Source organism: Streptomyces sp. NPDC059832 (genome assembly GCF_042731715.1).
Taxonomy (GTDB): domain Bacteria; phylum Actinomycetota; class Actinomycetes; order Streptomycetales; family Streptomycetaceae; genus Streptomyces.
Map to the genome: position 1 here is coordinate 18,525 of NZ_JBHWIY010000021.1, position 25,662 is coordinate 44,186.

A 25,662-nucleotide genomic window follows, 5' to 3' on the forward strand; every position below is an offset into this window, starting at 1 on the left:
GTGGCGTTGCCCGGGACGGGCCGCGCGGGACGCGGTGTGATCCGCGCTGCTCGAAGCCCGCAGCAGCGCCCATTTCGGGCAGGGCGGTTGTCGGGTCCCGGGCCCCGGATGATAGGCAGGGGCCCGTGATCGATACGGGGGAGGCCGACGCGCCATGAAGACGATGCGCCGGATTGCGCTGTACGCCGTGGTGCCACTGGCCCTCGTGCTCGCGGCCGGCTACGGCTGGTACCGGATGAGCGACACCGGCAAACGGTGGCGGTACGAGGGCCGGCTCGCGACGTACTGCGAGGGCCTGCTGCCGGTCGCCGAGTCCGCCGCCCTGACCGCGTACTCCACCGACCCCGGACTGCCGGGGGACCGCACGGGTGGTGCGGACGACGACCGTTGGTACGAGTGCGGGGTGGCGGACACCCGGCTGCTGGCCGCTCTGATTCCGCACGACGCCGTCCGCAACCGCAACCTCTCCGGCGATCCGCTCTCGATGCTGCGCGACGGGGACTCCGACCATCTGCCCGTCGCCGTCGGCGGTGACTGGCAGGGCTACACCGATTTCCGCGAGACCGGCATCGTGCTCAACTGCACCAACAGGCCGGCCTCCCTCGTGGTGGCCGTGCGTGCCGACGAGTCGCACGAGAACGCCGCGGAGACCCGGCGGATCGCCCGGCTGGCCACGGCCACCGCCGAACGGGCCGCCGAGCGATGGTCGTGCGACGCCCCCCACGGCACCGGCGTGCCGCCGATCCCCGTACAGGACGACCGCCCGGCACCCGGCAACGCCACGGGCACCTGTGCCGGGGTTCCCGTCCCCGGTGACGACTCCGTCGACTGGCACCGTGAGACCACCGCCCCCGGCACCGCCCTCCTGGAGACCTGCGCACTCGGCGAGACCAAGGCGCGGGACGAGGAACTCTACTGGTTCGACGCCGCGTTCGGCCCGTACACGCAGCGCCTGCGCACCTCCGAGGACGGTCCCGGCGGCTACCGCGGCGACGCGGGCGCCGACCGTCACAGCGCCTGGGCGAGCGCCGTGTGCGGCACGGGCCCGCGGGCCCTCTTCACCGTCAATGACACCGAGTACGCGGCCCCGCCGCGCGGCTACCTCCGCACCGCGCTGCGCGCCTTCGCCGAACGTGCCGCGCAGCGCCATGGATGCACGGATCTGAAGCTGCCCTCCTGACGGGGGAGCCCCAGGGGGTGACCTGAATTGGCCGTGGCATGTCAAGAATCATGGTGATGTGCCTTGTTGCTTCAAGGGGGTCGTGCCTCAATGGGGGAGGCAGCCGCCCTGACGGTTCGTCAGGGAGTGCTGTGTTCCGACGCGGCACGTCGATTCAGCGCGTCGGCAGTCCCCCCACATGAAGGGCAACCACCATGAGGTATGGCATACGGCGACTCGCCATCTGTTCCGCCCTCGCCGCGGGCACGCTCGCGCTGGCACCCACGGCCGAGGCGGTCGCCCCCACCACCGCCACCATTTCCTTCGACTGCGGATCCTACGGCTCGGGCAGCGCGACCCTCACCGCCACGCAGGACGGCACGAGCGCGACCATCAATGTCTCGACGTCCGCCATCACGGCACCGATCAGCATCGGGGCGAACTCGGTCAGTTCCACGCTCACTCTCACCAACAAGGGCGCGTCAACAGTGACGTTCACCGGAAACTCCAACCCGGCCATCCCCGCCGGAAGCCCTGTGTCGACGGGGCCGCTCAAGGGAACCGTCGCCTCGGGGGACAGCCTGGAGGCCAAGTCCCTCAAGGTCGTGGTGTTCGGCATCACCGCGACCTGCAACGCGACCTCCACTCAGTCGCCGGGCCCGTTCGTGTTCTGAACCGGCCTCTGAACGCTGATCGAAACGCCGGGCCGGGATGACGGCGCGGTCGGCCCGTGTCCTCGCCCGCCGGCGGGTGGCACGGGCCGTCTGCCCGACCGCGAGCGGGCACGAGCAACTCCTCCGGTCACCGTCCGGGACGGCCGTGGCTCCCGTGGGTTCCGGCGAACTCGGCCCGAGCCGGCCACGGGTACGGGTACAGATCCGTCCGAGCAGGTTCTTGCCGTCCCCGGTTCTACCGCGACCTCAGGAGTGATCGGTGGTCGTGTCCTCGACGATCGCTTCATCGCCGGTGGACAGCAGAACCTCACGGATGTCGGTGTGTGTACGGAACTTGGCCGCTACCATGCGACGCAACACCTCGTCCCTGACCCGCTCCCAATCGCGTCGCAACGGTTTGGACGGGTCGCGGCCCGGCTCCGCGCCGCGCAGTGGCGTGCGGGTGGGCCGGCAACGATTCTTCCTCAGAGCACATGCCTCACCGGCCTTCCTGTCTGCGGCGAGCGACAGTGACGATCTCCTGGCTCGTCGGAGTGACGGGTCCGCGGTGCCAGTCGCCGTACCGGGCCTCGATCTCGAACCCCGCCTCGGCGAGGAACCGATCGAGCGTCACCACATCCAGGAAACGCAGCGAAGTGCCGGTACAGAGGGGCGAGAGCGCCGGCCGGAGGTGAGGCTGTTCACCCGCACCTTCGCGAGGAGGAAAGTCCACTATCGACGGACAGGCGTTTCCGCCCCATGAGATCAGAGGGCGAGGCGGGTCATGAGAGCCGCAAGTCGATCCAGGGGATGGTTTCTCCCGGCAGCAGGTAGCGCTCGGTCTCGATGAAACCGCGCTTCCGCGCGAACCGCAGACCGTCCTCGTTGGAGGCCAGGACGACGGTCTCGACCACCCGGGCACCCAGCTCCCGCGCCCGTTTCAGCCCGCGCGCATAGAGCTCCTCACCGAATCCCTGTCCACGACGATCGGCCAGCACACGGGCGATCACCGTGGCCGCCGATGTATCACCCGTCGGCGGCCGCACGGTGCTGCTACCTACGAGAACGTCACCGAGATAGGCGACTTCCAGGTGGTGCCGCTGGGCGCGTTCCCGTACGTCGTCCAGCGACAGGACGTGCGTAGGGATGATCGCATTGTGGACGTACTGCCAGTCCTTGAATGCGGTTTCTCTGTCTGGCCGTTCGATACGAATGTCAGGCATCGCAGAAGGAAATCCGAGCGCACCCCGGAGCGTCAACCGTGATTGCGTCGACCGCAAGTCATCGTGCCATGCGGAGAAGCCTGTGCCCGAATCGAATGCCGTCAGAAAAAGGCACGACTCGGAGACACCGCCGCAGACAGGGGCGCGTCGAAGGCCTGCCTGCCCGCCGGACCGGGCATCGCACAGCGTGAGCCCGGTGCCGTGATCTCGTTCGCCGGATGCGGGGGACACCAGCCTCGCCTACTGCGTGGAGTCGGACCCGGCGGCCTAGATTTCGCGGGTGAACGCGCTCACTTTCTCCGCCGCTCTGATCACCTTCGTCTCGGTCGTCGGGCCGCCCAAGGTTCTGCTCTCCTTCGCTCACCTGGCGAAGCTGCACCCGACGCGCCAACTTCGCACCATCGCCCTGCTGTCCTGCGGCGCGGCGATCTTCATCGGCCTGGTAGCCAGCCTGACCGCCCCGGTGCTCCTGGACCTGTTCCACATCAGCACCCCCGCTCTCCTGCTTGCCGGCGGCATCATCTTCTTCCTCTACGCCGTCGGACTCGTCCTGGGGATTCGGACCGGAGTGGACGCACCGGACGAGGAAACCGCCGACGTGACCAGCGGACTGCGCGAACTCCTCGTGCCGTTCGTCGTCAGTCCGCTGGCCATGACAGCGCTGCTGATCGAGGCCACCGCGCGTTCGTCCTGGACCTGGCGCTCCACGGTTGCCGGCGCGTACGTGGCGGTGATTCTGCTCGACCTCGTCTGCATCCTGCTCCTGGAACGCGTGCTCCGCGCCACACACCATGCGACATTCGAACTGCTCGGCCGGCTTCTGGGACTGCTGCTCGCCGCAGTCAGTATCGACCTGGTCCTCGACGGCCTGGTGGAGCTCGGCGTCGGGCTGAGCGGACGCGACCACTGAGAGAGCCTCTCCCGGCCTCGCGTCCGCCCGGCCGTCGGCCGCGCCCGGCCTCCGTCAGGTCACGCCGCCGTTCGGGAACGGGCCTCGCCCGCCTCCCTCCCGTCCACGTCATGGTGGATGGGTGTGCCCGAGCCGGTCAGTGGAACACCCGTGCCGCCCCGGCGCGCCGCGACGATCTCCGCCGCGATGGACAGGGCGGTCTCCTCGGGCGTACGGGCGCCGAGGTCGAGGCCGATCGGAGAGTGCAGGCGGGCCAACTCGGGTCCGCTGACGCCGACTTCGCGAAGACGGCGATTGCGGTCCTCGTGGGTGCGGCGCGAGCCCATCGCGCCGACGAATGCCACCGGCAGCCGCAGGGCGGTCTCCAGGAGGGGAACGTCGAACTTGGCGTCATGGGTGAGCACGCACAGGACGGTGCGTTCGTCGGTCGCGGTGCGCCGGAGATAGCGGTGCGGCCAGTCGACCACGAGGTCGTCGGCCTCGGGGAAGCGTGCGTGAGTGGCGAAGACCGGCCGGGCGTCGCACACGGTCACGTGGTAGCCGAGGAACTTGCCCGCCCGTACGAGGGCCGTCGCGAAGTCCACGGCACCGAAGACGATCATCCGGGGCGGCGGCACCCTCGACTCCACGAACAGCGTCACACCGCCCGGACAGCGCGATCCGTCCTCCGCGATCTCGACGGTGCCGGTGCGGCCGGCGTCCAGCATCGCGCGGGCCTCGGCCGCCGCGGTCCGGTCCAGCTCCGGATCTCCGTCCAGGCTGCCCTCGTACGATCCGTCGGAGTGGACGAGCAGTGCCCGGCCGAGCAGGCCCACCGGGCCCCGGGCCACCCGGGCGAGGGCCGCCGGTTCTCCTCGGACCGCGGCCGACACCCCGGCCCGGAACACCGGTGCGTCCGCACGCACCGGCGTGACCAGGACCTCGACGACGCCGCCGCAGGTGAGCCCCACCGCGAAGGCGTCCTCGTCGTCGTACCCGAACCGTTCGCGTACCGTCCGCCCGTCCCCGAGCGCCTGGACACACAGGTCGTACACCGCGCCTTCCACACAACCGCCGGAGACGGAACCGATGGCGGTGCCGTCACCGGCGACGGCCAGGGCGGCGCCGGGACCGCGCGGCGCGCTGCCGCTGACGGCTACGACGGTGGCGACGGCGAAGTCCCGGCCCTCCTCGAACCACCGGCTCAGCTCCTCGGCGATGTCAAGCACTCCGGGCTCCTCCCGCCGCCCGGCGCCGGGCCTCGTCCGCCGCGCGCAGGACGCGGTCCGGACGGATCGGCAGGTCCCGGTGGCGTACGCCGGTCGCGTGCCACACCGCGTTGGCGATCGCGGCGGCCACGCCCACGATGCCGATCTCGCCGATGCCCTTGATCCCGACCGGATCGCCCGGGACGGGGTCGTCCACCCAGTCGGCCTCGATGAGCGGCACGTCGGCGTGCGCGGCGAAGTGATAGCCGGCGAGGTCGGCGCCGACGTGGCCGCCCGATGCCTGGTCCCTGATCGCCTCCTCGTGGAGCGCCATGGACAGCCCCCAGGTCATTCCGCCGATGAGCTGGCTGCGGGCGGTGAGCGGGTTGACGATGGTGCCCGCGGCATAGATGCCGAGCAGCCGTCGTACGCGCACCTCACCGGTGTCCACATCCACCGCGACCTCGGCGAACTGTGCTCCGAAGGAGTGGCGTTCCTGCTGCGCGAGAGCGCCGATGGCCTCGGCCGTGTCCGACCGGGCGGTGATTCCCTCCGGCGGAATGCCGCCACCCAGGGCCAGACGCTCCCGCAGTTCGCCCGCCGCGATCGTCACCGCCCACGCCCAGGAGCGCGTTCCCATCGAGCCTCCGGCGATCATCGCCGGGCCGAGGTCGCTGTCCGCGATGCGCACCCGGACGCGGTCCGGGGCCACCTGCAGCGCGTCCGCGGCGACCAGGGTCATCGCGGTCCGCGCCCCGGTACCGATGTCCGCCGCGTTGATCCGTACGGTGAAGCTTCCGTCCGCCTCCGCGGTCACGGCCGCGGTGGACGGCCCGACCCCCGACGGGTAGGTGGCCGCCGCCGTTCCGGTCCCGAGCAGCCATCGCCCCTCACGGCGCACGCCGGGACGGGGGTCCCGGTCCGCCCAGCCGAACCTGCGGGCGCCCTCCTCGAAGCAGGCCAGCACATTGCGGCTGCTGAACGGCAGCCCGGACACGGGACCCGTCTCGGGTTCGTTGCGTACGCGCAGCGCGATCGGGTCGATGCCGCACTTCTCGGCCAGCTCGTCGAGGGCGGATTCGAGGGCGAAGGATCCCGGTGCCTCGCCCGGCGCGCGCATCCACGTCGGGGTCGGCACGTCGAGCCGGACGAGCCGGTGAAGGGTGTGATGCGCCTCGGCGTCGTACATCACGCGCCCCAGCACGGCGCTCGTCTCGACGAATTCACGCACGGTCGACGTGAGGTTCTGGGCCTGGTGGTCGAAGGCGAGCAGCCGGCCATCGGCATCGGCACCGAGCCTGATCCGCTGCGCCGTGGGGCTGCGGTAGCCGATGAGCGAGAACATCTGGCGGCGGGTCAGTACGACGCGGACCGGACGGTGAAGGACGGTCGTGGCCATCACGGCCGCCACCTGATGCGGGCTCAGTCCCTTCGATCCGAAGGCGCCCCCGACGTGTTCGGACCGGACCCGCACGGAGGCCGGATCGAGGGAGAAGAGCTGTGCCAGTTCGCTCGCCACCCAGGTGCTTCCCTGGTTGGAGTCGATGACGTCGAGTCGGCCGCCGTCCCAGCGGGCCGTTGCCGCATGCGGCTCCATCGGGTTGTGGTGCTCCTCCGGAGTGGTGTACTCCGCGTCCACGACCACGGCGGAGGCGCCGAGTTGCGCCTCCACGTCCCCCTTCTCCGTCTCGGCCTGGACCATCGGGGTGTTCTCCGGCGTGTACGCGTGCGAACGGCCGGCGTGGAAGGCGACGTCGTGCGGCTCCTCGTCGTACCGGACCACCAGCGCCTCGGCGGCCTCCCTGGCCTGCTCGGACGTATCGGCCACCACCAATGCCACGGGCCAGCCGACGAAGGGTACGCGATCGTGCTGGAAGACCCCGAGGATCGGGTTCGGCCGCCCCAGCATGCCCATGTAATCGGTGTCGACGCGTGGCGCGTTCCCGTGGTGCAGCACGGTCAGGACGCCGGGCATGGCCAGGACGGGGCCGTCCTCCACGGAGCGGATCCGGCCACGGGCAATGGTCGACAACACCAGCCAGCCGTGGGCCAGTTCGGTGAAGGGAACCTCTCCGGCGTAGCGGGCCGCCCCGGTGACCTTGTCACGGCCCTCCACGCGGGTGTGGGCGGAGCCGACGGCTCCTGCCACGGTGGCGACCCCGGTCGTCGTGGTCATCGGGAGACCTCCTCGGTGAGCTCGGTCAGCACGGCCACGACGAGGTTGCGCATCAGCGTCACCTTGTAGCCGTTCTCGGGAAGGGCCTTGGCGGCGGCCAGTTCGGCATCCGCCGCGGCGGCGAACGCCTCCGCGCTCGCCGGTCCGCCGATCAGCTCCCGCTCGGCCGTCCGGGCCCGCCACGGCCTCGACGCGACAGCTCCGAACGCCAGACGCACTTCGCGCACGACACCGTCCTGGACGTCGAGCGCGGCGGCGATCGAGCCGATCGCGAACGCGTACGAAGCGCGCTCACGTACCTTCCGGTATCGCGAGTGGGCGGCGACCGGAGCGGGCGGCAGTGTCACGCCGGTGATCAGCGCGCCGGGCGGCAGAGCGGTCTCGATGTGCGGCGTGTCGCCCACGGGCGGGTAGAACTCGGTGATCGGCAACTCGCCCGGACCGCCGGCCGTTTCGTACGAGACGACGGCGTCGAAGGCGGCGAGCGCGACCGCCATGTCCGAGGCATGGGTGGCGATGCAGTGCTCGGAGGCGCCGAGGATCGCGTGGTTGTGGTGCTCGCCGTCGACGGCGGGACAACCACTGTCGGGGGAGCGCTTGTTGCATGGTTTGCTGATGTCGGTGAAGTAGCCGCAACGGGTGCGCTGGAGCAGATTCCCGCCGACCGTGGCCATGTTGCGCAGCTGCCCCGATGCGCCGGCCAGGACGGCCTGCGCCAAAGCCGGATAGTGACGCCGGACTTCGGGGTGAGCCGCGAGATCGCTGTTGGTGACGGTCGCTCCGATGCGCAGTCTGCCACCCGGGACGAACTCGACTTCACCGAGCGGAAGTTCGCGTATGTCGACGAGCAGCGCGGGCCTCTCCACGCCGGCCTTCATCAGGTCGACGAGGTTGGTGCCGCCGCCGAGGAAGCGGGCGTCGGGGTCGGAACCGAGCAGAGCGACCGCTCCGGAAACATCGAAGGCGCGTTCGTAGCCGAATTCCCTCACGCCACTGTCTCCTTGTTCTGGGACCCGGCCGACTCCGCCGCTTGCGCGACTGCCTGCACGATCGACACGTACGCGCCACAACGGCACAGATTGCCGCTCATGCGTTCGCGGATCTCCTCGGCGCTGAGCGCGGGTACCCCCGCCTCGGGCCGGACGTCATCGGTCACCGCGCTCGGCCAGCCCGCCGCGTGTTCCTCGATCACCGCGATGGCCGAGCAGATCTGCCCGGGTGTGCAGTAACCGCACTGAAAGCCGTCCAGGTCGAGAAAGGCCTGCTGCATGGGATGGAGCTGCTCGCCATCGGCCACGCCTTCGATGGTGGTGATCACCCGCCCCTCGGCCGCGACCGCGAGCTGGAGGCAGGAAACAGCCCGGCGCCCATCGATCATCACCGTGCAGGCGCCGCATTGACCCTGGTCACAGCCCTTCTTGGAACCGGTCAGGTCGAGATGCTCGCGCAAGGCGTCGAGCAGGGTGGTGCGATGGTCGACGGGCAGTGTGTACTTCTCGCCATTGATGTTCAGGGTGATGGCACTGGACGTCGATGGGGTCATGATCAGCCTTCTTTCGCATTGCTGATGCGCGTCGAACGAGACGATCCCGGTGGACATTCCGGGAGGGAGAGGGCGATGACGGTGAAGGAACCATTGACGGTGGGCGCAGGTCGGCCGCACCGGCCGGATCTGCCGCTATGGTGAATCCAAGCGGACAGCTGTCCGCTTATCGTCGAACCTAGCGGACAGCTGTCCGCTCAGCAAGGACGGACTCGTCCGTGCTTCCGGGAGGAGGACGAGTGCGGGACGAGAAGAGCACGCCTCTGCGCCCGGACGCGCAACGTAATCGTGAACGCATCCTGGAAGTCGCGCTGGCCGAGCTGACCCGGGCAGCGGACGCACCATTGAGCGCGATCGCGAAGAAGGCGGGCGTCGGGCAGGGGACGTTCTACCGCAACTTCCCCAACCGTGAGGCCCTGGTCCTGGAGGTCTACCGCTACGAGATGCAGCAGGTGGCCGACACCGCGGACCAACTGCTCCGGACCCGAGCGCCCGACCGGGCGCTGAGGGAGTGGATGGACCGTCTCGCCCAGTACGCCATGGCCAAGGCCGGCCTGGCCGACGCGTTGCGCAAGTCCACCGGCAAGTACGGCAGTTTGGCCCAGTTGGGCCACGGCCCGGTGACTCGGGCGGTCACACTGCTGCTGACCGCGAACGAGCAGGCCGGCACCATCCGTCCTGGGGTGACCCCCGACGACTTCGTGCTCTTCATCGCCGGGCTCTGGCAGATCGACCCGCACAGCGACTGGCAGCCGCGTGCGAAGCGACTTCTGGACCTTGTGATGGACGGCCTGCGGGTGGGGGCTCCCGGAGCGGGAGGATGCGTGCGGGACGAGACCGCGGTGGATGAGACCAGGGCCGGTGGTTGCGGACAGACGGTGCGAAGAGTGGACTGATCGGCAGCGGGCGGAAGTTGGGGCTGCGGGCCGGATGGAGCGAAGGCGGGCTCAGGTCGGGCGCGCCAGCGGCTTCACCATGATCAGGCAGGGAGTTCCGGGCCACAGGTCATTCGTCTCCTCCAGCGGAAAGAACTCGACAGACCGGTAGAAGGCTCTGGTCCGGGCATAGCCGCGATCGGGGTGCGTGGCTCCCAACGTCTTCACCTGGAGCAACCGGCAGCCGTCCAGGGTGAGTTCGGACACGAGCTCATCGACGAGTGCCCTACCGACACCTCGCCGATGCCATGACGGGGCAACCGCCATCAGGTGGATCTCGGCTGCTTCGGCGAAGTGCCGCTGGTACAGCAGGACACCTATCGACTCCGTGTCGGTGCGGGCGACGAGTCCGGAGAGACGGTTGGCCGACTCCACGTACTCCGCGTTGACCTGCGGGATACCGAACCATGACGGGAGCGCGCCGATCAGCCCGGCGGTGATGCCTGCCAGCTCGGCCGAGCCGGTGATCTTGGAGATCTGGAAGGCCGCGACGTCGTTCACGTGCGGAGCATGTCAGTTGCATCGCTGGTCGCGCACCTCGATTCGGGTCGTTCAGCGCTCGGAACACGCGTGAGGGTTCATGCTGGGGGCATGCCCTTTGCCGATGAGGCGGCCGCAGTGGCCGTACTGGAGTACCAGTCGCAGTGGCCGGTGGACTTCGAGCGGCTGGCAGGGGAGCTGTACAAGGCTCTGGGGAACGACGCACGTGCGATCGACCACGTCGGGTCCACGGCGGTGCCGGGCCTGGCGGCCAAGGACTGTGTGGACATTCAGGTACGCGTCGACTCGATTCAAGAAGCCCGGCAGATCGGGCTTCTTGCCGCGATGGGCTTCCGTTGCCGTCCCGAGCCGTGGAACCGGGCGGAGACTTCGGGCGGGCAGGAGTGCCGTAAGTTGGTGTTTGCCCCGCCCGTGGGTGCGCGAAGTTGCAGCGTCCACCTGCGCGAGGACGGTGCACCGAACTGCCGGTTCGCTCTCCTGTTCCGTGACTATCTGCGCGCCGATGAGGCCGCCCGTCGGGAGTGGGGGGCGTTCAAACGACGTCTGGCCCGCAGTGTGCCGGACCTGCTGGACTACGGGCAGATCAAGGCCCCGGCCACCGAGATTCTGATGATTGCGGCCGAAAGCTGGGCGGCGGCAACAGGGTGGCAGCCACCGCCGGGGCGTACCGCATCGCGCAAGTCTCCCGCGAGTTGAGCCAATCGCACCGTTGCCTTGCGCCGGGACGTGGGAGGTGCCCCCCGTCCCGCCTTCACAGAGGGCCGGTGCGTAGGGTGCGGGGATGATGGAAGTGCCAGAGGCGTTCGTGCGGAGCACGGTCGAGCGCGAGGGCGAGCCCGGTGCGGCTTGGCTCGCCGAGCTGCCCGGGATCGTGGAGGAGCTGCTGGGGCGCTGGGACTGCGTGCCGGACGGTGAGGTCATGCATGGGGGAGTCGGGGTCATCGTTCCGGTGCGGCGGCCGGCCGAGGGGGCGGCCGTGGTGAAGGTGTCCTTTCCCCATCCCGGCAACGTGCATGAACCGGACGCGTTTGCGGCCTGGGGCGGACGAGGAGCGGTGCTGCTGCACGAGCGCGACGACGAGCACTTCGCGATGCTCCTGGAGCGAGTCCGGTCGTCGACCCTGGCGGAGGTCGAAGACAGCGATGAGGTGATGAGGATCGCAGGGCTGATCAGTCATCGGCTGGCCATCCCCGCACCGCCTGAACTGCCCCGGCTTCGGGACCAGGCCGATGCCTGGGCTGCCCAACTCCGGCAGGACGCCGCAGAGCTGACACACACGTTGCCCCGATACGTGGTCGACGCCGCCGTGGCGACGGCCCAGGAATTGGGCCGCGATCAGCCGGACATCCTCATCCACGGCGACTTGCATGCTCGCAACATCCTGCGTGCCGACCGTGAGCCGTGGCTGGCCGTCGACCCCAAGGGGTACGCAGGAGACCCCGCATACGACGGCGGCACGCTGCTCAAGGCGCGGGCGCCGGCGTTCCTCGAAGCGGGCGACCTGCGAAGGGCGCTGTTCCGGACCCTGCATGTCTTCACCGAGGCGGCCGAAGTCGATCCCGAACGCGCCCGACGTTGGGCTCAGTTCCATGCGGTCCAAAGCGCTTTCTGGGGTCGCCGCCACGGATTTCGCAGGGCACGCGGAGGTTCACAATTGGAATGGCTCACGCAACTTATCGACTCCCTCGCGGAGTTGCTCGCCGAGCGTCCCTACATCGCCCGGAAGTAGGATTTGAATCGGCGGGGAACGGCGATGCGTACGCACAACGGCACCGCGCAACGGTCTCGGACGCGGTGGGCCGCTCAGGGGCCGACGTACTCGTACACGCCTCCGTGGGGGTGACGCAGTACCGCACGGTGGCCGTTGGGGGTGGGTTGAGCGGGCATCACCACGGTGGCCCCTGCCGCCATCGCTTCCTCGACCGCCGCGTCCAGGTCGGCGACCGCGAGAGTGGCCCCGACACCGGCTACCCGCTGCACCGCTTCGTCCGGCCCGCTGAACAGGAGGAAGGGACCGATGCTCGCCAGACTCACCCCGGCGAACGCGAAGCGGGCGGCTGTCTCGCCGGTCACTCTCTCGTAGAAGGCGATGGCCGCGTCCAGGTCGTCGACACGCTGCCTTGCGATCACTGAGTCGATCTTCATCGTCGGTGCCTCGAATTCTCGTAGGGCTTGGTTCTCTGCTTGTGTCGAGGTGTTCGCGGCAGCGCCAGGGCCTTGTGTGACCCGCATCCACCGGAGAGGTTCTACGTGCCGCTGCTCGCGAGGAGTTGCCGTGCATATCCGCTGCGCAGTTCCTCGGTGATCCGGCGTCGCCATGGGCGGCTGACGACCGCGTGGGTGAGCCGGCGGGAGGTGCGGGGAGTGGCCATGATTGTCTCTGCGAGTCGGTGGGCCCGGTGCGTCAGTTGGTCGTTCGGCAGCACCTCGTTGACCACCCCCCACCGCAGTGCGGTCGCGGCATCGATTCCCTTGCCGGTGTAGGCGAGATGGGCGGCCCGTTTGGTGCCGAGGAGTTCCTCCAGAGCGAGGTACATGCCGTCGCCGGGCACCGACCCGGCGGCGAAATTGCCGTCGGCGATCACCACGTCGTCGGCACACAGAGTGATATCGCAGATCAGGGCCAACTCCTGGCGTGGACCGGGTCCGTTCAGCACTCCGATGGTCGGGACGTCGATACCGAGGACCAGACTCTCAAGGAGTCGTGCGCCGTCGGAATACTGCTCGTACAGCAGGTCGCCGGGCCACTGCGACAACGGTTCCGCGAACGACCGCGGATCGATCCCGGCCATCCACTGTCGGCCGGTCCCCGTGATGATCAGGACCTCGTTGTCGGGGTCCGCGCCGGCCTCCGCGAGCACTCGTCCCCAGGCGTTGAGCAGCCCGCGCGAGAAGACCGCCGGTCCACCCTTGGAGTGCATGCGGATCTCGACGACTCCCGAGTCCCGGTGGATGGCGAAGTGTTCGGCGTACGCGGCCGCGTACCGCTTCAGGGGCGGGCGTTCCACGAAGCCGCCGAGAAGCCTGTCGCGATCATCCAGTGCATCGGGCACGGGGCATCGAACCTTTCGGTCGGCAGGAGCCTGGATCCGACACTCTGCCACACTAAGTGGGGTCAGACCCCACTTGATGAGAAAGGCGGGAAACAATGCAGTCGGCGAACGAGGAACGCGCGGGCGACGGCCGACCCGTACGTGCTGATGCCCGGATCAGCCGCGAGCGGATCGTGGCCTCCGCCGGCCAACTGTTCGCCGAAGAGGGCGTGTCGGTCTCCCTGGAGCGGATTGCCCAGCACGCCGGGGTGGGTTCGGCGACGCTGCACCGCCACTTCCAGGGGCGACGCGCACTGGCCGTTGCGGTGATGGACGAACGGGTCCAGACCCTGTGCGCACGAGCGCGTCGGCTCTCGACCGAGTGTGAACCCGGGCAGGCCCTCGAAGCGTGGGTACGGGCAGTCGTGGAGCACAACAACACGTTTCGTGGCCTTGCCGCGCTGCTGTCCGAGGATCTCGCCGAGCCCGGACATCACGTGGAGGCGCGGCACGACGAAGTGCGCGCGGCGGGGGGCGAACTCCTGCACCGGGCGCAGCAGGCGGGTGCGGCCCGGCACGACATCACGATCTCGGATCTCCTCAATCTGGCCAACGGGATCGCGGTTGCCACCGAGCGGGTGCGGGACGGGGAGAGGCAAGCCGGTCACCTGCTCGATGTCGTGATCACCGGCGTGCGGCCCCGTGCCTGCATGGTCGTACGCGACGCCCACGCCCAAGGCAGGCCGGATAGTCCATCGAGCCCCCCGGGGAGCAGGCACCGGCCCGGGTGACGGGCAGGGACAGGAAGCCGGTCGGTGCCCTGGCTCTCCGTGACAATCGTCCTCGCTGCGTTCACAGCCGGAGGCACCGTTGTCCCCGATGATTGGTTTCGAATGTCATGATCTGATCTCATGGACGGGACGATCGAAACTCTGCGGCGAGAGTTCAACGCGGAGGAGGGCGGCTTCCTCCTCCAACTGCGTGGCCGACAGTGGGGCCGGGCCGCCTTCGCTCGTCTGGGACGGACCATGCGAGCAGCATGCGCACAGCGGCCTCTCAGGCACTGTCAGTGCGCGGGTCTAGATTGGCTGCGTGACTGAACCCTCCTACCTTGCGGCGGTCCGGGAGTCGTACGACACCGTCGCCGCCGACTACGCGGAGTACGTACCTGCCCCCGATGATCTTGATCCGATATCGCGTGCGATGCTGGCCGCGTTCGCCGAACTCGTGCGGACCGCCGACCGAGGTGACGTCGCCGACCTGGGCTGCGGCCCCGGCAAAGTGACGGCGCATCTCGCCGGACTGGGGGTGTCGGCATGCGGGATCGACGTGTCGCCGAAGATGATCGGCCTGGCACGCGAAGCACATCCGGACCTGCGGTTCACGGTGGGCTCGATGACCGCGCTGGACATCGATGACAACGAGCTCGGCGGCATTCTGGCCTATTACTCAACTCACCACACGCCGCCGGAGCTGCTCCCGGTCGTGTTCGCCGAATTTCAGCGCACCTTGGCGCCCGGTGGGCATCTGATGGTCGTCGGGCGGGCGGGAAACGGCGAGCATCGGCATGTGGAGAATGCCTACGGCGACCATCCCGCGTTCTTCGACTCCTACCTGCTGCCGGCCGACCGGATCGCCGAACTACTGGACCGGGCCGGGCTCGTGGTGACCACGCGGCTGGTGCAGGAGCCCGCCGAAGAGGGGAAGAGAGCGATCGTCAGCTTCTTGGCCCACAAGCCGGAGCCGCTCCGGTGCTCTGGTGCTTCGGCGCTCCGGTGAACGTAGCGAACCATCCGCTCCACGGGGGCCATCGCGGATCCGTGGGGCGCCGCCGGTGTTGTGTGCACGGTGAGGGGTCGGGAGCCTGACGGCGACGCGGATCTCTCGTTACGTCGGTAACTTTAGTTGCGCTTGCCATCTCTGGTAACTAAAGTTGTCGCATGATGCTGCCTGAGATCACTACTGCGGAACAGACAGTTCTCGACAAGGCTCTCCTCGATGCCCTCAACCCACTTGCCTCGGCCATGCGTGCCCGGGTGACCGGACTTCCTGAAGAACGGATGTGGGATGCCGAACCCATCGATGTGACTCTGTCGATCCTCAGCACCTGGAAGGTGGTGGACGCGGAGGTCAAGCGGTTGACGGCAATCGCAGCAGGGACCGCCGGGTCCTATGGCGCGAGCTATGAGCAGTTGGGTGCTGCCTGGGGTATCACTCGACAGGGTGCTCGCAAGAAATGGCCCGACGCCCTCGACAGGTCGACTCCTGCGGAAGCGGAGCCGAGTCGGATCGAACTGTGTGGCGGCAGTGCGGAATTGTTCCGGGATCCGTCATCGGGTGGCTGGCGATGGGCCGGAAGGGGGGCTGATGGAACATGCGATGAGGCCGACGGCACCTCGTACTACGCAACGAAGGAGGAGGCTGCCGCCCACGCAGGTGTCTTTTTGAGCGAGCACGTCGCCGAACAGCGTTAGGGCTGGCGCCCGCAGCGGTCCCGGGACGGCTGAGCCGTACGGTCTCGCCCGAGGGTCGTCGTCCTCGCGCCACGTCGCTCGCGACCCGGAGCCAGCCGTCACGTCCTGCTCCGCAGCCCGAGCGACCGGCGGGTGAAGGGCTGACCAGCCCTGGTGGGTCGAGTGGTGGCCGTTGCCACGACGCCATTCCCATTCCTTGTTGGGGGTCCTTGTCGCCTGCACGGGCTGGGCGATCACCGGTGTGCGGTTCCCGCCGACCGAGGTCGGCATGCGTATCACGCGCCGGCGGTGCGCGGATCTCGTGCCGCCCCGCCGTACGACCTGCTGTGTGTGCCGGTCGGCGGGGCCCGCAACCAGGGAAGGTGTGCCGGTCATCCAAACGTGCTGCAACCGGCTGGGCATGCCGGTCGCCAGGGTGCTGGAAGGGCAGGGGCTGCCGGGGCTCGTGGTCGTGATGGCGCGGGCAACGCAGGGCCCTGTGCGCGGCACTGAGGTGTCATTCCGGCGGCCCCTGCCTCGGCGACGGGGTGGTGAGCCCGGCCACCATGCGCGCAAACGCGCGGGCTGCTCGCTCGTCGAGTTCTTCCAGGGGGACTCCGGTGTCGCGGGCGTACGCCTCGCGGAAGATGATGTAACCCATCTGTGCGGCGGCCGTCATCACATGGTCGGCCACTGCGTCGGCGTCCTCGGGCAGTGAGCCCTCGCCCCTGTCCCGTTCCAGACTCTGGCGGGTCTGCGTGAACCGTGGCAGCGGGGAGAAGTCGCCATCGCCGTCGAGCGCCAACAGCGCTTCGAGCTTTACCAGTTCGGGTTCCCCCAGGCGATGACGGAACATGGCCTGTCGGCGCTCGGCGAACGGCAGCTCCCAATGACCGTCCTGGTCGGCGGCCTGACGTTGTACCAGGTCGGCGGCGGCGGCGCGTAGAAGGGCCTGCCGGGTGCCGAAGTACTGATAGATCTGCCCGTGGTTGACCCCGGCCTCGGTGGCGATCTCCCGGAGGTTGACCCCGGCGAGCACGCCGTCGCGCTGGAGGAGTCGGCGCGCGGCCGCCAGCAGGTCCGCCTCGGTCTCCTCGCGGGTGCGCCGTCGCCGCCGCGTCCTGCCGGTCTCGCTCATGCCCTGCTCCTCGTCCGTCCCTGGATGGCTTTTCTCGTCGCAGCCCCTTGCCACGCTCCAGTGACCAGCTTATGGTCCCGCTAACAACGTTTCGTTAATAACGGAACGTGAATTAGATGTGAAGGGGCATCCATGCCGACACTCCCTCAAGCACTTCCTCTGGCGGGCATACGCGTCCTCGACCTGTCCACCGTCCTCGCCGCGCCGGTCACGGCCACTTTCCTGGGCGACTTCGGCGCCGAGGTGGTCAAGGTCGAAGAACCCGGGCGCGGCGACTTCACCCGCGGTGCGAAGGCCGGAGCGCGATCCCCGTACTGGGCCCAGGAGGCGCGCAACAAGAAGTCGGTGACCCTGGACCTGCGCACCGGACGGGGACAGGACCTCGTCCGCAGGCTGGTCCCGCACTTCGACGTCGTGATCACCAACTACCGCCCTCCCACCCTGCGTTCATGGGGACTGGATCCGGACGCGCTGCACGCTCTCGCCCCCGACACCGTGCTGGTGTACGTGACGGGATACGGGCTGACCGGCCCCTACCGCGACCGGGGCTCCTTCGACCGGATCGCGAGTGCCTTCGCCGGCCTGACATACGTGACCGGTGATGCCGACCGGTCCCCAGTACGCAGCGGCTATTCCACGATCGACTACATGGCCGCCTATCTCGGCGCCTTCTCCGTGGTCACGGCGCTGTACCACCGCGACACGGCGGGTGGTGGCGGTCAGGTCATCGACCTCGCGCTGTACGAGGCGGGCTTCCGTGCCTCGGAGGACGCGCTCACCTCGTACGCGACGACCGGCCGGATTCGGGAGCGTATGGGCAACCGCAACCCGCAGATCGTTCCCGCCAGCGACTTCACCACGTCCGACGGGCGCCGGGTCTCGATTCACGCGGGCACCGACGCACTCTTCCGCCGCCTGGCCACCCTCATGGGAACACCGGAGCTGGCCGACGCCCCCGAGTACGCCACCCGCGCGGTCCGGGCCGAGAACGCCGATGCCTTGTACACGATGATTGCCGACTGGGCCGCCACCCGCACCGCGGACGATCTGACCAAGCTGCTCAGCGAGGCGGACGTTCCTGCCTCGCCGCTGATGAGCATCGCCGACATCGCCGCCGATCCGCACTACCGGGAGCGGGGCACGCTCGTCACCGTCGAAGACCCGGACTTCGGCGAACTCTCCATGGTCGCCCCCCTGCCCCGGCTGTCGAAGACCCCGGGCAGCATCCGCTCCACCGGCCCCGCTCTCGGCGCGCACAACGCCGAGGTGTACCAGGGAGTGCTCGGCCTGAGCCCGGACGAACTCGCCGCCCTCAGCTCCGACGGCGTCATCTGACCCCCCGTCCCGCACCCGCTGCTCCGCCACTCTCCCGGAGGTCATGCATCCCATGACTGCCATGTACGAAGCCGCCGCACTCGGGGACCGGCTCGACCGGCTCCCGCTCAGCTCGTTCCACCGCAGACTGGTCATCGCCCTGGCCGGAATGATCCTCTTCGAATGGGTGGAGACCTACGCCTTCGCGTTCGTCGCACCCGCCCTGAAAGAGCAATGGGGCCTGTCGCTTTCGGCCGTCGCCCTCATAGCCGGCGTGAGCCAGCTCGGCGCCTTCGCCGGAGGCATCCTCGGCGGCTACCTCGCCGACCGGGTGGGTCGTCGGCGCACCATGCTCGCCTTTGTCACCGTCTACTGCGCGGCCACCGCGCTGTGCGTCCTCGTGCAGAGCCCTTGGCAGCTGATCGTGGTCCGCTGCGCCGCACACTTCGGCGCGCAGGGCATGGCGGTCGTGGCCATCGTCGTGCTCACCGAATTCGTCCCGGCCACCGCCCGCGGACGGCTGCAGACCTACAAGGTCGCGGTCGGCTCGCTCGGCATCCCGATCGCCGCCTGGGCCGGCTACTTCCTCGTACCACAGTGGACTTGGGGGTGGCGACTGGTCTTCGGTCTGGGCCTGTTCGGTGTCGTCTTCGCCTGGATGATCCGCCGCTGGGTCCCCGAGAGCCCCCGCTGGCTCGCTTCCCGCGGCGATTTCGCCCAGGCCGACGAGATCGTGAGGTCCATCGAGCGGCAGTGCGGGGCGGATCCGCGCACCGTGCCCGCTGCCGAGCCGACTGATTCCGCACCGCCGGTCCCCGCACCGCCCGTCTCCGTACCGGCCCGCCCCCGTATGACCGAGCTGCTGGTGGGCCCTGAACGCCGCCGGTTCCTCGTCGTGGCGACGATGTGGGTATCCGGACTGCTCGCCTACTCCTCCTACAACACCTGGACGCCCACCCTCCTTTCGGAGACCGGCCTCGATCTCGACGACACACTGCTGTTGTCCGCGGCCCTGGCCACCGCCGCACCGCTGGGTGCCCTCGTCGCCGTCCCGCTCATCGACCGGTGGGACCGCCGCCGCACCCAACTGGTCCTCGGTATCCTGACCGCCACCATGCTGCTGCTCTTCGGGCTCGTCAGGGCCCCCGCAGCCGTCCTCGTCCTGGGATGCGTGGTCAGCCTGCTCTTCCAAATGGCCGTGCCTTTCCTCCAGGTGTACTCGGCCGAAGTGTTCCCCACTCGTATCCGTGCGCTCGGGTCCGGCACCGCCAACGCCCTGTCACGCATCTTCAACTTTGCCGCCCCCATGCTGGTTGCCGCGGTGTTCGGCGGGCTCGGGTACACCGCCGTGTTCACCTTTCTAGCCGTCCTCAGCCTCGTCGGCGGATGCGTGGCCATCGCATTCGGCCCCGGCACCACCGGCCTGAGCCTGGAAGCCGCAACCACTCCCAACGACTCCCGCACTGCAGAGGAACCCGTCCTGTCATGACCGATCTGTCCTTCGCCTCCGCGACCGAACTCACCGATCTCATACGCCGCCGAAAGCTGTCGCCCGAGGAGCTCATGCGCCACACCCTCGACCGGATCCGGACGGCAGACGCCACACTCAACTCCGTCGTCGCGCTGGACCCCGAGCGGGCACTCGCCGAATCCGCCGCCCTCACCTCACGGATCTCCCGAGGCGAGGACCCCGGCCCGCTGGCAGGGCTGCCCATCCTCGTCAAGGACTTGGAGGACGCGGAGGGCTTCCCCACCAGCAGGGGCACCAGCGCCTACCACAACAGCCCGCCCGCAACCGGCGACAGCCTGCACGTGGCTCGGCTGCGTGCGGCCGGCGCACTGGTCATCGGCAAGACGAACCTGCCGCCGCTCGGCGCCGCAGTGCACACCGCCAACGACGCCCACGGCATCACCCGCAACCCGTGGAATCCGGAACGGACACCGGGCGGGTCCAGCGGCGGCGCCGCGGCAGCCGTGGCCGCCGGGCTCGTGGCCCTCGCCACCGCCGGCGACGGCGGCGGCTCCACCCGTATCCCTGCGGCACTGTGCGGCGTGGTCGGCCTCAAACCGAGCCGCGGCCGCATCCCTCAGGGCCCCTCCCGCATGCCGTGCTGGCCGCAGCACGCATGCCTCAGCGGCATGGCCCGCACCGTGTCGGACACCGCGCTGCACCTCGACGTGGCCGCAGGACACCACCCGGCCGACCCGTACTCGCTGCCCGCACCGGCAACCTCGTACCTGGACGGCCTCGGCACACCGTTGCCCGCCCTGCGCGTGGCAGTCCTGCACACACTCGGCGTGGCCGCACCCCGGACAGAGATGCTGCGTGCCCTCGAACGGACAGCGGACATCCTGCGCGCCCAGGGCCACGATGTACGGGACGACGACGCGGCGCTGCCCGGAGCCGCGGACTTTCCCGCGCCGTTCCAACTGCGCCAGAAAGTCCTGGCCCACAACCGGCTCCTCGGTGTCCTCGACGACTTCACCACCCGACGCGCCGATTTCGAACCATGGTTCGCCGACCTCCTTGATGGCGGCCGCAACATCGCACCGGCCGAATTCGCCGCCTACTGGGCGCACCGTTCCCTGCTCGACCGCTGGACGGCCGAACTCTTCGACCGGTTCGACCTGCTGCTCATGCCCACCGTGCCCACAACGGCATGGCTCGCGGAGGGGCCGGACGTGACAACAGCTGTGCGTGAGCGGACGCTGCCGATCTCCTACACCTCCGTCTTCAACGACACCGGGCACCCCGCAATCAGTGTCCCCGCCGGTCTGGGTCCGGACGGCCTGCCCTGCGCGGTACAACTCGTCGCCCGACACCACCGCGAGGACCTGCTGCTCGGCGCCGCACAGGTGGTGGAGACCGCCGAGGGCACTCTGCATCCCCCTGCCTTCGCCACCCTCGCCTGATGCGACGGGCCGCCGACTGTGCCGAGGACGAGGAGATGCATTTCGCCGACAGGCGGCCTTCCGAGCCGGATCGGCATACAGCTGTCGCTCTGCTGAAGCAGTTCCGCCCGGCCCTGCCGGTGTCGAGTCTTGAGCCGGGCCTGTCAGTGGCGTGGTGCATGATCGGCACGTCGGTTCTTCGAGGGAGACGGAGGCGCCATGCCGGTCACGAACCAGCAGGTGACTGAGTATGCCTTTCTGCAACAGCTCTACACGGACGAATACTTTCCGGATCACGTCGTCGACAAGGGCAGGGCGATCCTGCTGAGGCTGTGCGAGCGGATTGAGGCAGTGCGGCCTGCGGATCTGCCCGCCCTGTACGTGCTCACGGAGGCGGCGACAGAGGAGTTCAATCTGCTGGAGGCCGAGTTCGAGGCGGCAGGGAGCGAGATCGAGACCGTTGCACGGGAGGAGATAGCCGAGGACTTCTGGTTCGTGGCGTCGGTCTACGGATTCTCGGACGCCGATACGGAGGAGCTGATCGCCGCCAGGGATTGGTGAGCGACGACCGGATGACCGAGGCGGTCGGCCTTGTCGATCCGCGGCGGGCCGCTCCCCCGGGCCGGGTCTCCTTCGATTGCGGACCCGGCCAGGGCAATTGTGCGGCGGTCCGACTGCGAATCCACTCCTGCGACTGACAACCGACGATCGCTGAGTTCCGCCGCCGATCGGGCGTCAACGTTGCGAGGCGTCCAGGGCGGCGAGACCGCTGCGGACAGCAGCAGACGTCTCGTCGAGCTGCTCCCGCTCATGAACGCGCCAGTCGGCGCCTATGCGAAATGGATCGCCTGCGAAGCGGGGGATGACGTGGAGGTGCACATGGAAGACTTCCTGGAATGCCGCTTCACCATCCGCGAGGAGCAGGTTGACGCCCTCGCACCGCAGGCCTGATCGGCGCAGTGCCCGCCCGAGTCGGTGCGCCACTTCCCAGACCTGGACGCCGTCGTCCTCCTGAAGGTCCTCCAACCCCACCGCATGAGTCTTGGGAACGACCAACAAGTGGCCTGGGTTGACGGGCCGGAGATCCATGAACGCGATCACCGACTCGTCCTCATGGACAATGCTGGCATCCGCCTCACCGCGCCCTATCGCGCAGAAGATGCATCCGTCACCCGCCACAGCCGCCTCCTCATGCTCCGAAGTACCCGTGCCGGTCACCACATCAGAAGAGTCATGCGAACGCGAGCGAATTGCGTCCCGACGGCCATCTTCGTGCAGCCGTGCAGTTGGGAATGGTCCGGGCGATCAGGCCGGGCTGCTCGGTGATCATCTTGAGCATGGCCTGAGGCGTGTTGTTCTCGGAGTCGATTCCCTGGACCACCTCGGTGCCTTCAAAAGTGACGGCCGCGGTGCTGCGGGCGAACATCGCCTGCTCGTATTCGGCGAGCGCGGCTTCGATGTCGTCGGGGGACGTGGCGAGGGCATTGCCGAGTTCGGCGCCGTCGAGCCCAGGTTGGCGCCTTCGCCGTTCGGGGCTGCGAGGTGGGCGGCGTCGCCGAGCAGGGTCACCCCCGGCACCCGGGCCCACCGGTGCTCGGCCGGCAAAGCGTAGTGAGGGCGCAGCACAGGCGTGGTATCGGCGTCCGTGATCAGCGCGGTGAGCTCCGGCGCCCAGCCGTCGAACTCCCGCGCGATCCGAGTGGCCGCAGCGGAGGCATCGGTGAAGTCGATGGCGGTAAACCAGTCCTGCGGCCTGGACAGTGCCACATAGGCGTGCAGGGTGTCACTGCTTTCCCGGTGAGCGAAGATCTCCTTGCCCGGCGAGGGCGCGATCGTCGACCCGCCGCCAACCATCTTCGCGGTGCCGGTGTGCCGGGTGTCGGCGTCGAACAGGTAGGTCTCGACGAACGACGTGCCGACGTACTCGGGTGTGGCGTCGGAGAGCAGCGGCCGGACCCGCGACCACGCACCGTGCGCACCGACGAGCAGCCGCGTGACGACAGTGCCGCCGTCGGCGAACGTCACCTCATGACGGCCCTCGCCGAGGGCACGGGTGCCGCTGACCTTGTGCCCCCACCGGATGGTGTCGGCCGGGAGAGAGTCGAGCAGAATCCGTCGCAGCTCCCCGCGCTCTACCTCGGGGCGTTCCGCCCGTGCCGTCGTCGGCCATCTCGTGCAGGACGGTTCCGTCTTGCTCGACGAGCCGCATCGTCTGGCGGCCTTCGATGACGATGGCGTGGAACTCGTCCATCAGGCCGGCCGCCTTGAGGGCGAGCTGCCCGTTGTGGTCGTGGATGTCGAGCATCCCGCCCTGCGTGCGCGCCGTCGGGGGAGGACTCGGCCTCGTGGGCCGTGACCGGGATTCCGTGGACGTGCAGCACGCGGGCCAGGGTAAGTCCGCCGAGTCCGGCGCCGATGATCGTGACGGGGGTGCGCATGGGGGCTCCTCGGGGTCGGGACCGCCCAGTGATCTCCGGCGGCCGTTTCCGGAAAGGTGCCGGCCCCAGCCGACAAGCCGCCGACATCGAACTCACAGGCCCCGGAACGGCGTTCAGCCCGGCGTCCGGTTCGATCGTGCGGCAGGTCCGCGCCCTGCGGATCGGGCCCTCGGAGGCGTGAGGTGGCGCGCCGTCAGGTCCTACTCATCCGGGTCCCAGGCCAGGAGCAGGTCGAAGAGACGTCGGCCGCCGTCGAGCTTCAGGGAGTCCACCGGAATGCGGCTTTCCAGGGCCAGGACCAGCTCACCGGCCGTGCCCCGGGCGGAGGCGTCGGCCGCGTCCGGGGCCTCGCCGGCAGCGGTGGCGGGCATCGTTCCGGTCGCGGGAAGACGGGTGGCCCGTACGCCGTCGGCGGCGAGCGCGAGGCGCCAGGAGTGGCCCTCGGTGGCGTGGTAGTCGACGACAGCGGGCTCGTACGGCCAGGTGTACGGCCCCGCGCAGCAGGTGGACAGGAACTCGTCGACACCGTCGAGTGCCGCCTCTTCCGGCAGGGGCTGCGGGGCGCCCACGGTGATCTGGGCGTCGTAGGTGTGCACCGTGGCCTCCTGGACCTGGTGCCGGGCGACGGCACCGCTGGTCTGCGGCGACTGCGACCCACCCCACCACGTCCAGCAGCCCCGATCCGGGCCGGCCTCGCGCAGTGCGCTCAGCAGCAGCTCCGTGGACTCGGCCGACCAGGCCAGCAGGGCCTCGCACTCCCGGGGCGCAGTGAGGGCCATCTGCCCGGACCTCTCGGCCGGGGGAGCGTCGGCAGGCCCTGCGGCGACGGTGGCGGCCCAGAAGCGGTGCACCCCGCCCAGGTGCCGTACCAGATCCAGCAGCTTCCACTCGGGGCAGGTCGGCACCTGCACGTCGAGGCTGGGCGCGGAGGCGACCGCGGCCCGGAACACGACCGACCGTTCGTTGATCAGCCGCAGCAGAACGGGGAATTCCGGAGTCTTTTGCACGCTGACTGTCTTTCATCGTGCTCCGACAATCGGACAGGGATTTTCACGGCCGACGCGGCGGGCGCGCGGAACTGGCCGCGCGCCCTGCCCTCGCCGACCCGGCCGCGCCGAGGATGAGGACTGCCACCTTCCGTGCAGGGAATGGTATGGGCCATCAGCCGCGCCATCCGCCGATTTCAGCGGGAACACCCGGATGAGGGCTGCGGGTGCGCAGCATCGACCAGTGCGAGTGTGTGAATGAGTTCGGGTGCGTGGCAGGAAAGCCGTACGCCATCGTGCAGAGCCATGCGCTCGGGCCGTGGCATGCGTTGCCTCTTCAGGGGGCGGCCGGACGAAGCGTGCATCGGGGGCGCAGGGGCGCAGGGGGTCAGCGGTAGGCGGCGAGGAAGGCGCGGACGCCGGCGGTGGCGTAGCGGTCGAGTTCGGCTTGGGTGTGCTGGGGGCCGCCGTGGAACATTGCCTTGTTCACCGGGATCCACAGCAGCAGACCGGAGAAGTGGTTGGCGGCCAGGAGCGGTTCGTCGATCCGGAGCAGTCCGTCCTCGGCGAGACGCTGGAACGTGGCTGCCAGGGTGACGAGTACTCGTTCGAAGCCCTGCTCGTACCAGGCCGCGCCGAGCTCGGGGAAGGCATCCGCGTTGGCGATGACCAGGCGACGCAGCTGAAGTACCTGGGCCTGCGTGAGGGTGGTGAGGAACTGCCGGGCGAGGCGGGTCAGGTTCTCGTCGAGCGCATCGGCGTCGGACGGGATGTCGGCCACCAGGTCGATCACGCCGTCGATGCGGTCGGTGGTGGCCAGGACGATCTCTGCGAACAGCTTCTCCTTGTCGGAGAAGTGCTTGTAGACGGTCTGCTTGGACACGACCGCCAGCTTCGCGATGTCGTCCATGCTCGTGCCGGAGTAGCCCTTCTCCATGAACACCCTGGTCGCGGCCTCCATGATCGCCTGGCGCTTGCGTGCCGACCGGCCCAGCTCGTTCGCTTCCATGCCGTCTCCCTGACCTGACAGTACTGGACAGTCCAGTTCATCCATGAGTACTGTACCGTCCAGTTCTTGGCGGTACTGAACCGTCTAGTTCTGTGCGGTAATCGCGACCGAGG

The 25,662-nt window shown here is 69.0% G+C and carries 27 protein-coding genes and 1 pseudogene; 13 read left to right on the forward strand and 15 right to left on the reverse strand.

Features of this window, described 5'->3' with window-relative positions; all coding sequences use genetic code 11:
* Positions 1-154 precede the first annotated feature (154 nt).
* Together ACFV8T_RS29750 and ACFV8T_RS29755 are read left to right on the forward strand one after the other, a co-directional pair.
* Entirely contained in the window at positions 155-1,180 is a 1,026-nt protein-coding gene (locus ACFV8T_RS29750) for a hypothetical protein (RefSeq protein ID WP_385333510.1), read from the forward strand.
* Between the two features lie 194 nt (positions 1,181-1,374).
* Positions 1,375-1,833, forward strand: a complete 459-nt coding sequence (locus ACFV8T_RS29755) for a hypothetical protein (RefSeq protein ID WP_385333512.1) — start codon at positions 1,375-1,377, stop codon at positions 1,831-1,833.
* Positions 1,834-2,079: 246 nt separating this feature from the next.
* Here ACFV8T_RS29755 and ACFV8T_RS29760 read toward each other — a convergent pair whose 3' ends face one another.
* The 3 genes from ACFV8T_RS29760 to ACFV8T_RS29770 all read right to left on the reverse strand — a co-directional run bounded on the left by ACFV8T_RS29760 (position 2,080) and on the right by ACFV8T_RS29770 (position 3,035).
* The gene (locus tag ACFV8T_RS29760; protein ID WP_385333803.1) at positions 2,080-2,343 is read right to left on the reverse strand and encodes an NADAR domain-containing protein; all 264 of its coding nucleotides are present in this window, start codon (positions 2,341-2,343) and stop codon (positions 2,080-2,082) included.
* Positions 2,312-2,446 carry a hypothetical protein gene (locus ACFV8T_RS29765; RefSeq protein ID WP_385333515.1) on the reverse strand — a complete coding sequence of 45 codons (135 nt, stop codon included), beginning with the start codon at positions 2,444-2,446 and terminating at the stop codon, positions 2,312-2,314. Before ACFV8T_RS29765 ends, ACFV8T_RS29760 begins: the two co-directional genes overlap by 32 nt.
* A 148-nt stretch (positions 2,447-2,594) precedes the next feature.
* Complete coding sequence (locus ACFV8T_RS29770) at positions 2,595-3,035, reverse strand: GNAT family N-acetyltransferase (protein ID WP_385333516.1); 441 nt, start codon at positions 3,033-3,035, stop codon at positions 2,595-2,597.
* Between the two features lie 280 nt (positions 3,036-3,315).
* Here ACFV8T_RS29770 and ACFV8T_RS29775 point away from each other — a divergent pair, with 280 nt between their 5' ends.
* Positions 3,316-3,945 (forward strand): MarC family protein, encoded by a 630-nt coding sequence (locus tag ACFV8T_RS29775; protein ID WP_385333519.1) that lies wholly within the window; start codon positions 3,316-3,318, stop codon positions 3,943-3,945.
* Between the two features lie 59 nt (positions 3,946-4,004).
* Here ACFV8T_RS29775 and ACFV8T_RS29780 read toward each other — a convergent pair whose 3' ends face one another.
* From ACFV8T_RS29780 to ACFV8T_RS29795, 4 genes are read right to left on the reverse strand one after another with little or no spacing between them, the layout of a single operon-like run.
* Complete coding sequence (locus ACFV8T_RS29780; protein ID WP_385333521.1) at positions 4,005-5,153, reverse strand: XdhC family protein; 1,149 nt, start codon at positions 5,151-5,153, stop codon at positions 4,005-4,007.
* Positions 5,146-7,308, reverse strand: a complete 2,163-nt coding sequence (locus ACFV8T_RS29785) for a xanthine dehydrogenase family protein molybdopterin-binding subunit (protein WP_385333524.1) — start codon at positions 7,306-7,308, stop codon at positions 5,146-5,148. Before ACFV8T_RS29785 ends, ACFV8T_RS29780 begins: the two co-directional genes overlap by 8 nt.
* A complete protein-coding gene (locus ACFV8T_RS29790; protein ID WP_385333526.1) occupies positions 7,305-8,297 on the reverse strand; it encodes an FAD binding domain-containing protein in 993 nt (330 codons plus the stop codon). Before ACFV8T_RS29790 ends, ACFV8T_RS29785 begins: the two co-directional genes overlap by 4 nt.
* Positions 8,294-8,851, reverse strand: a complete 558-nt coding sequence (locus ACFV8T_RS29795) for a (2Fe-2S)-binding protein (protein WP_385333806.1) — start codon at positions 8,849-8,851, stop codon at positions 8,294-8,296. Before ACFV8T_RS29795 ends, ACFV8T_RS29790 begins: the two co-directional genes overlap by 4 nt.
* Positions 8,852-9,090: 239 nt before the next feature.
* Between ACFV8T_RS29795 and ACFV8T_RS29800 the strand changes: the two genes are divergently transcribed.
* Complete coding sequence (locus ACFV8T_RS29800) at positions 9,091-9,747, forward strand: TetR/AcrR family transcriptional regulator (protein WP_385333528.1); 657 nt, start codon at positions 9,091-9,093, stop codon at positions 9,745-9,747.
* A gap of 51 nt (positions 9,748-9,798) precedes the next feature.
* On the opposite strand, the gene ACFV8T_RS29805 is transcribed toward ACFV8T_RS29800, so the two are convergent.
* Entirely contained in the window at positions 9,799-10,287 is a 489-nt protein-coding gene (locus ACFV8T_RS29805; RefSeq protein WP_385333531.1) for a GNAT family N-acetyltransferase, read from the reverse strand.
* A gap of 90 nt (positions 10,288-10,377) precedes the next feature.
* Here ACFV8T_RS29805 and ACFV8T_RS29810 point away from each other — a divergent pair, with 90 nt between their 5' ends.
* On the forward strand, positions 10,378-10,983 hold the full coding sequence (locus ACFV8T_RS29810) for a GrpB family protein (RefSeq protein ID WP_385333534.1): 606 nt from the start codon (positions 10,378-10,380) through the stop codon (positions 10,981-10,983).
* An 85-nt stretch (positions 10,984-11,068) separates the two neighbouring features.
* Positions 11,069-12,016 (forward strand): aminoglycoside phosphotransferase family protein, encoded by a 948-nt coding sequence (locus ACFV8T_RS29815; protein WP_385333537.1) that lies wholly within the window; start codon positions 11,069-11,071, stop codon positions 12,014-12,016.
* Positions 12,017-12,090: 74 nt separating this feature from the next.
* On the opposite strand, the gene ACFV8T_RS29820 is transcribed toward ACFV8T_RS29815, so the two are convergent.
* Positions 12,091-12,432 carry a VOC family protein gene (locus ACFV8T_RS29820; RefSeq protein WP_385333539.1) on the reverse strand — a complete coding sequence of 114 codons (342 nt, stop codon included), beginning with the start codon at positions 12,430-12,432 and terminating at the stop codon, positions 12,091-12,093.
* A 101-nt stretch (positions 12,433-12,533) separates the two neighbouring features.
* A complete protein-coding gene (locus ACFV8T_RS29825; protein ID WP_385333542.1) occupies positions 12,534-13,340 on the reverse strand; it encodes an enoyl-CoA hydratase/isomerase family protein in 807 nt (268 codons plus the stop codon).
* A 95-nt stretch (positions 13,341-13,435) separates the two neighbouring features.
* Here ACFV8T_RS29825 and ACFV8T_RS29830 point away from each other — a divergent pair, with 95 nt between their 5' ends.
* From ACFV8T_RS29830 to ACFV8T_RS29840, 3 genes are all read left to right on the forward strand, one after another.
* Complete coding sequence (locus tag ACFV8T_RS29830) at positions 13,436-14,110, forward strand: TetR/AcrR family transcriptional regulator (RefSeq protein WP_385333545.1); 675 nt, start codon at positions 13,436-13,438, stop codon at positions 14,108-14,110.
* A gap of 301 nt (positions 14,111-14,411) precedes the next feature.
* Positions 14,412-15,098: a class I SAM-dependent methyltransferase gene (locus ACFV8T_RS29835; RefSeq protein ID WP_385333548.1), complete on the forward strand. Its 687-nt coding sequence runs from the start codon at positions 14,412-14,414 to the stop codon at positions 15,096-15,098.
* 161 nt (positions 15,099-15,259) lie between these two features.
* Positions 15,260-15,793, forward strand: coding sequence for a hypothetical protein (locus ACFV8T_RS29840; RefSeq protein ID WP_385333551.1), 534 nt, complete (start codon positions 15,260-15,262; stop codon positions 15,791-15,793).
* A 496-nt stretch (positions 15,794-16,289) separates the two neighbouring features.
* On the opposite strand, the gene ACFV8T_RS29845 is transcribed toward ACFV8T_RS29840, so the two are convergent.
* On the reverse strand, positions 16,290-16,910 hold the full coding sequence (locus tag ACFV8T_RS29845; RefSeq protein WP_385333554.1) for a helix-turn-helix domain-containing protein: 621 nt from the start codon (positions 16,908-16,910) through the stop codon (positions 16,290-16,292).
* A 132-nt stretch (positions 16,911-17,042) separates the two neighbouring features.
* Between ACFV8T_RS29845 and ACFV8T_RS29850 the strand changes: the two genes are divergently transcribed.
* From ACFV8T_RS29850 to ACFV8T_RS29865, 4 genes are all read left to right on the forward strand, one after another.
* Positions 17,043-18,245: a CaiB/BaiF CoA transferase family protein gene (locus ACFV8T_RS29850; RefSeq protein WP_385333556.1), complete on the forward strand. Its 1,203-nt coding sequence runs from the start codon at positions 17,043-17,045 to the stop codon at positions 18,243-18,245.
* A 52-nt stretch (positions 18,246-18,297) separates the two neighbouring features.
* Complete coding sequence (locus ACFV8T_RS29855; protein WP_385333559.1) at positions 18,298-19,713, forward strand: MFS transporter; 1,416 nt, start codon at positions 18,298-18,300, stop codon at positions 19,711-19,713.
* Positions 19,710-21,137, forward strand: coding sequence for an amidase (locus ACFV8T_RS29860; RefSeq protein ID WP_385333561.1), 1,428 nt, complete (start codon positions 19,710-19,712; stop codon positions 21,135-21,137). Before ACFV8T_RS29855 ends, ACFV8T_RS29860 begins: the two co-directional genes overlap by 4 nt.
* A 198-nt stretch (positions 21,138-21,335) precedes the next feature.
* Positions 21,336-21,677, forward strand: a complete 342-nt coding sequence (locus ACFV8T_RS29865) for a DUF5713 family protein (protein ID WP_385333564.1) — start codon at positions 21,336-21,338, stop codon at positions 21,675-21,677.
* A 174-nt stretch (positions 21,678-21,851) separates the two neighbouring features.
* On the opposite strand, the gene ACFV8T_RS29870 is transcribed toward ACFV8T_RS29865, so the two are convergent.
* The 4 genes and pseudogenes from ACFV8T_RS29870 to ACFV8T_RS29885 all read right to left on the reverse strand — a co-directional run bounded on the left by ACFV8T_RS29870 (position 21,852) and on the right by ACFV8T_RS29885 (position 25,549).
* Positions 21,852-22,337 (reverse strand): HIT family protein, encoded by a 486-nt coding sequence (locus tag ACFV8T_RS29870; RefSeq protein WP_385333567.1) that lies wholly within the window; start codon positions 22,335-22,337, stop codon positions 21,852-21,854.
* A gap of 10 nt (positions 22,338-22,347) precedes the next feature.
* Positions 22,348-23,554: pseudogene (locus ACFV8T_RS29875) on the reverse strand (FAD-dependent oxidoreductase).
* Positions 23,555-23,754: 200 nt separating this feature from the next.
* Positions 23,755-24,561: a maleylpyruvate isomerase family mycothiol-dependent enzyme gene (locus tag ACFV8T_RS29880; protein WP_385333569.1), complete on the reverse strand. Its 807-nt coding sequence runs from the start codon at positions 24,559-24,561 to the stop codon at positions 23,755-23,757.
* Between the two features lie 367 nt (positions 24,562-24,928).
* Positions 24,929-25,549 carry a TetR/AcrR family transcriptional regulator gene (locus tag ACFV8T_RS29885; RefSeq protein WP_385333572.1) on the reverse strand — a complete coding sequence of 207 codons (621 nt, stop codon included), beginning with the start codon at positions 25,547-25,549 and terminating at the stop codon, positions 24,929-24,931.
* Positions 25,550-25,662 lie beyond the last annotated feature (113 nt).

What these genes read in the sequence shown, in the direction of transcription:
- ACFV8T_RS29755 (WP_385333512.1), top strand. Translation starts at nt 1,375, where the DNA reads ATGAGGTATGGCATACGGCGACTCGCCATCTGTTCCGCCCTCGCCGCG.
- ACFV8T_RS29855 (WP_385333559.1), top strand. Translation starts at nt 18,298, where the DNA reads ATGACTGCCATGTACGAAGCCGCCGCACTCGGGGACCGGCTCGACCGG.
- ACFV8T_RS29795 (WP_385333806.1), bottom strand. Translation starts at nt 8,851, where the DNA reads ATGACCCCATCGACGTCCAGTGCCATCACCCTGAACATCAATGGCGAG.
- ACFV8T_RS29850 (WP_385333556.1), top strand. Translation starts at nt 17,043, where the DNA reads ATGCCGACACTCCCTCAAGCACTTCCTCTGGCGGGCATACGCGTCCTC.
- ACFV8T_RS29815 (WP_385333537.1), top strand. Translation starts at nt 11,069, where the DNA reads ATGATGGAAGTGCCAGAGGCGTTCGTGCGGAGCACGGTCGAGCGCGAG.
- ACFV8T_RS29820 (WP_385333539.1), bottom strand. Translation starts at nt 12,432, where the DNA reads ATGAAGATCGACTCAGTGATCGCAAGGCAGCGTGTCGACGACCTGGAC.
- ACFV8T_RS29860 (WP_385333561.1), top strand. Translation starts at nt 19,710, where the DNA reads ATGACCGATCTGTCCTTCGCCTCCGCGACCGAACTCACCGATCTCATA.
- ACFV8T_RS29770 (WP_385333516.1), bottom strand. Translation starts at nt 3,035, where the DNA reads ATGCCTGACATTCGTATCGAACGGCCAGACAGAGAAACCGCATTCAAG.
- ACFV8T_RS29785 (WP_385333524.1), bottom strand. Translation starts at nt 7,308, where the DNA reads ATGACCACGACGACCGGGGTCGCCACCGTGGCAGGAGCCGTCGGCTCC.
- ACFV8T_RS29750 (WP_385333510.1), top strand. Translation starts at nt 155, where the DNA reads ATGAAGACGATGCGCCGGATTGCGCTGTACGCCGTGGTGCCACTGGCC.
- ACFV8T_RS29865 (WP_385333564.1), top strand. Translation starts at nt 21,336, where the DNA reads ATGCCGGTCACGAACCAGCAGGTGACTGAGTATGCCTTTCTGCAACAG.
- ACFV8T_RS29830 (WP_385333545.1), top strand. Translation starts at nt 13,436, where the DNA reads ATGCAGTCGGCGAACGAGGAACGCGCGGGCGACGGCCGACCCGTACGT.
- ACFV8T_RS29885 (WP_385333572.1), bottom strand. Translation starts at nt 25,549, where the DNA reads ATGGAAGCGAACGAGCTGGGCCGGTCGGCACGCAAGCGCCAGGCGATC.
- ACFV8T_RS29840 (WP_385333551.1), top strand. Translation starts at nt 15,260, where the DNA reads ATGATGCTGCCTGAGATCACTACTGCGGAACAGACAGTTCTCGACAAG.
- ACFV8T_RS29845 (WP_385333554.1), bottom strand. Translation starts at nt 16,910, where the DNA reads ATGAGCGAGACCGGCAGGACGCGGCGGCGACGGCGCACCCGCGAGGAG.
- ACFV8T_RS29810 (WP_385333534.1), top strand. Translation starts at nt 10,378, where the DNA reads ATGCCCTTTGCCGATGAGGCGGCCGCAGTGGCCGTACTGGAGTACCAG.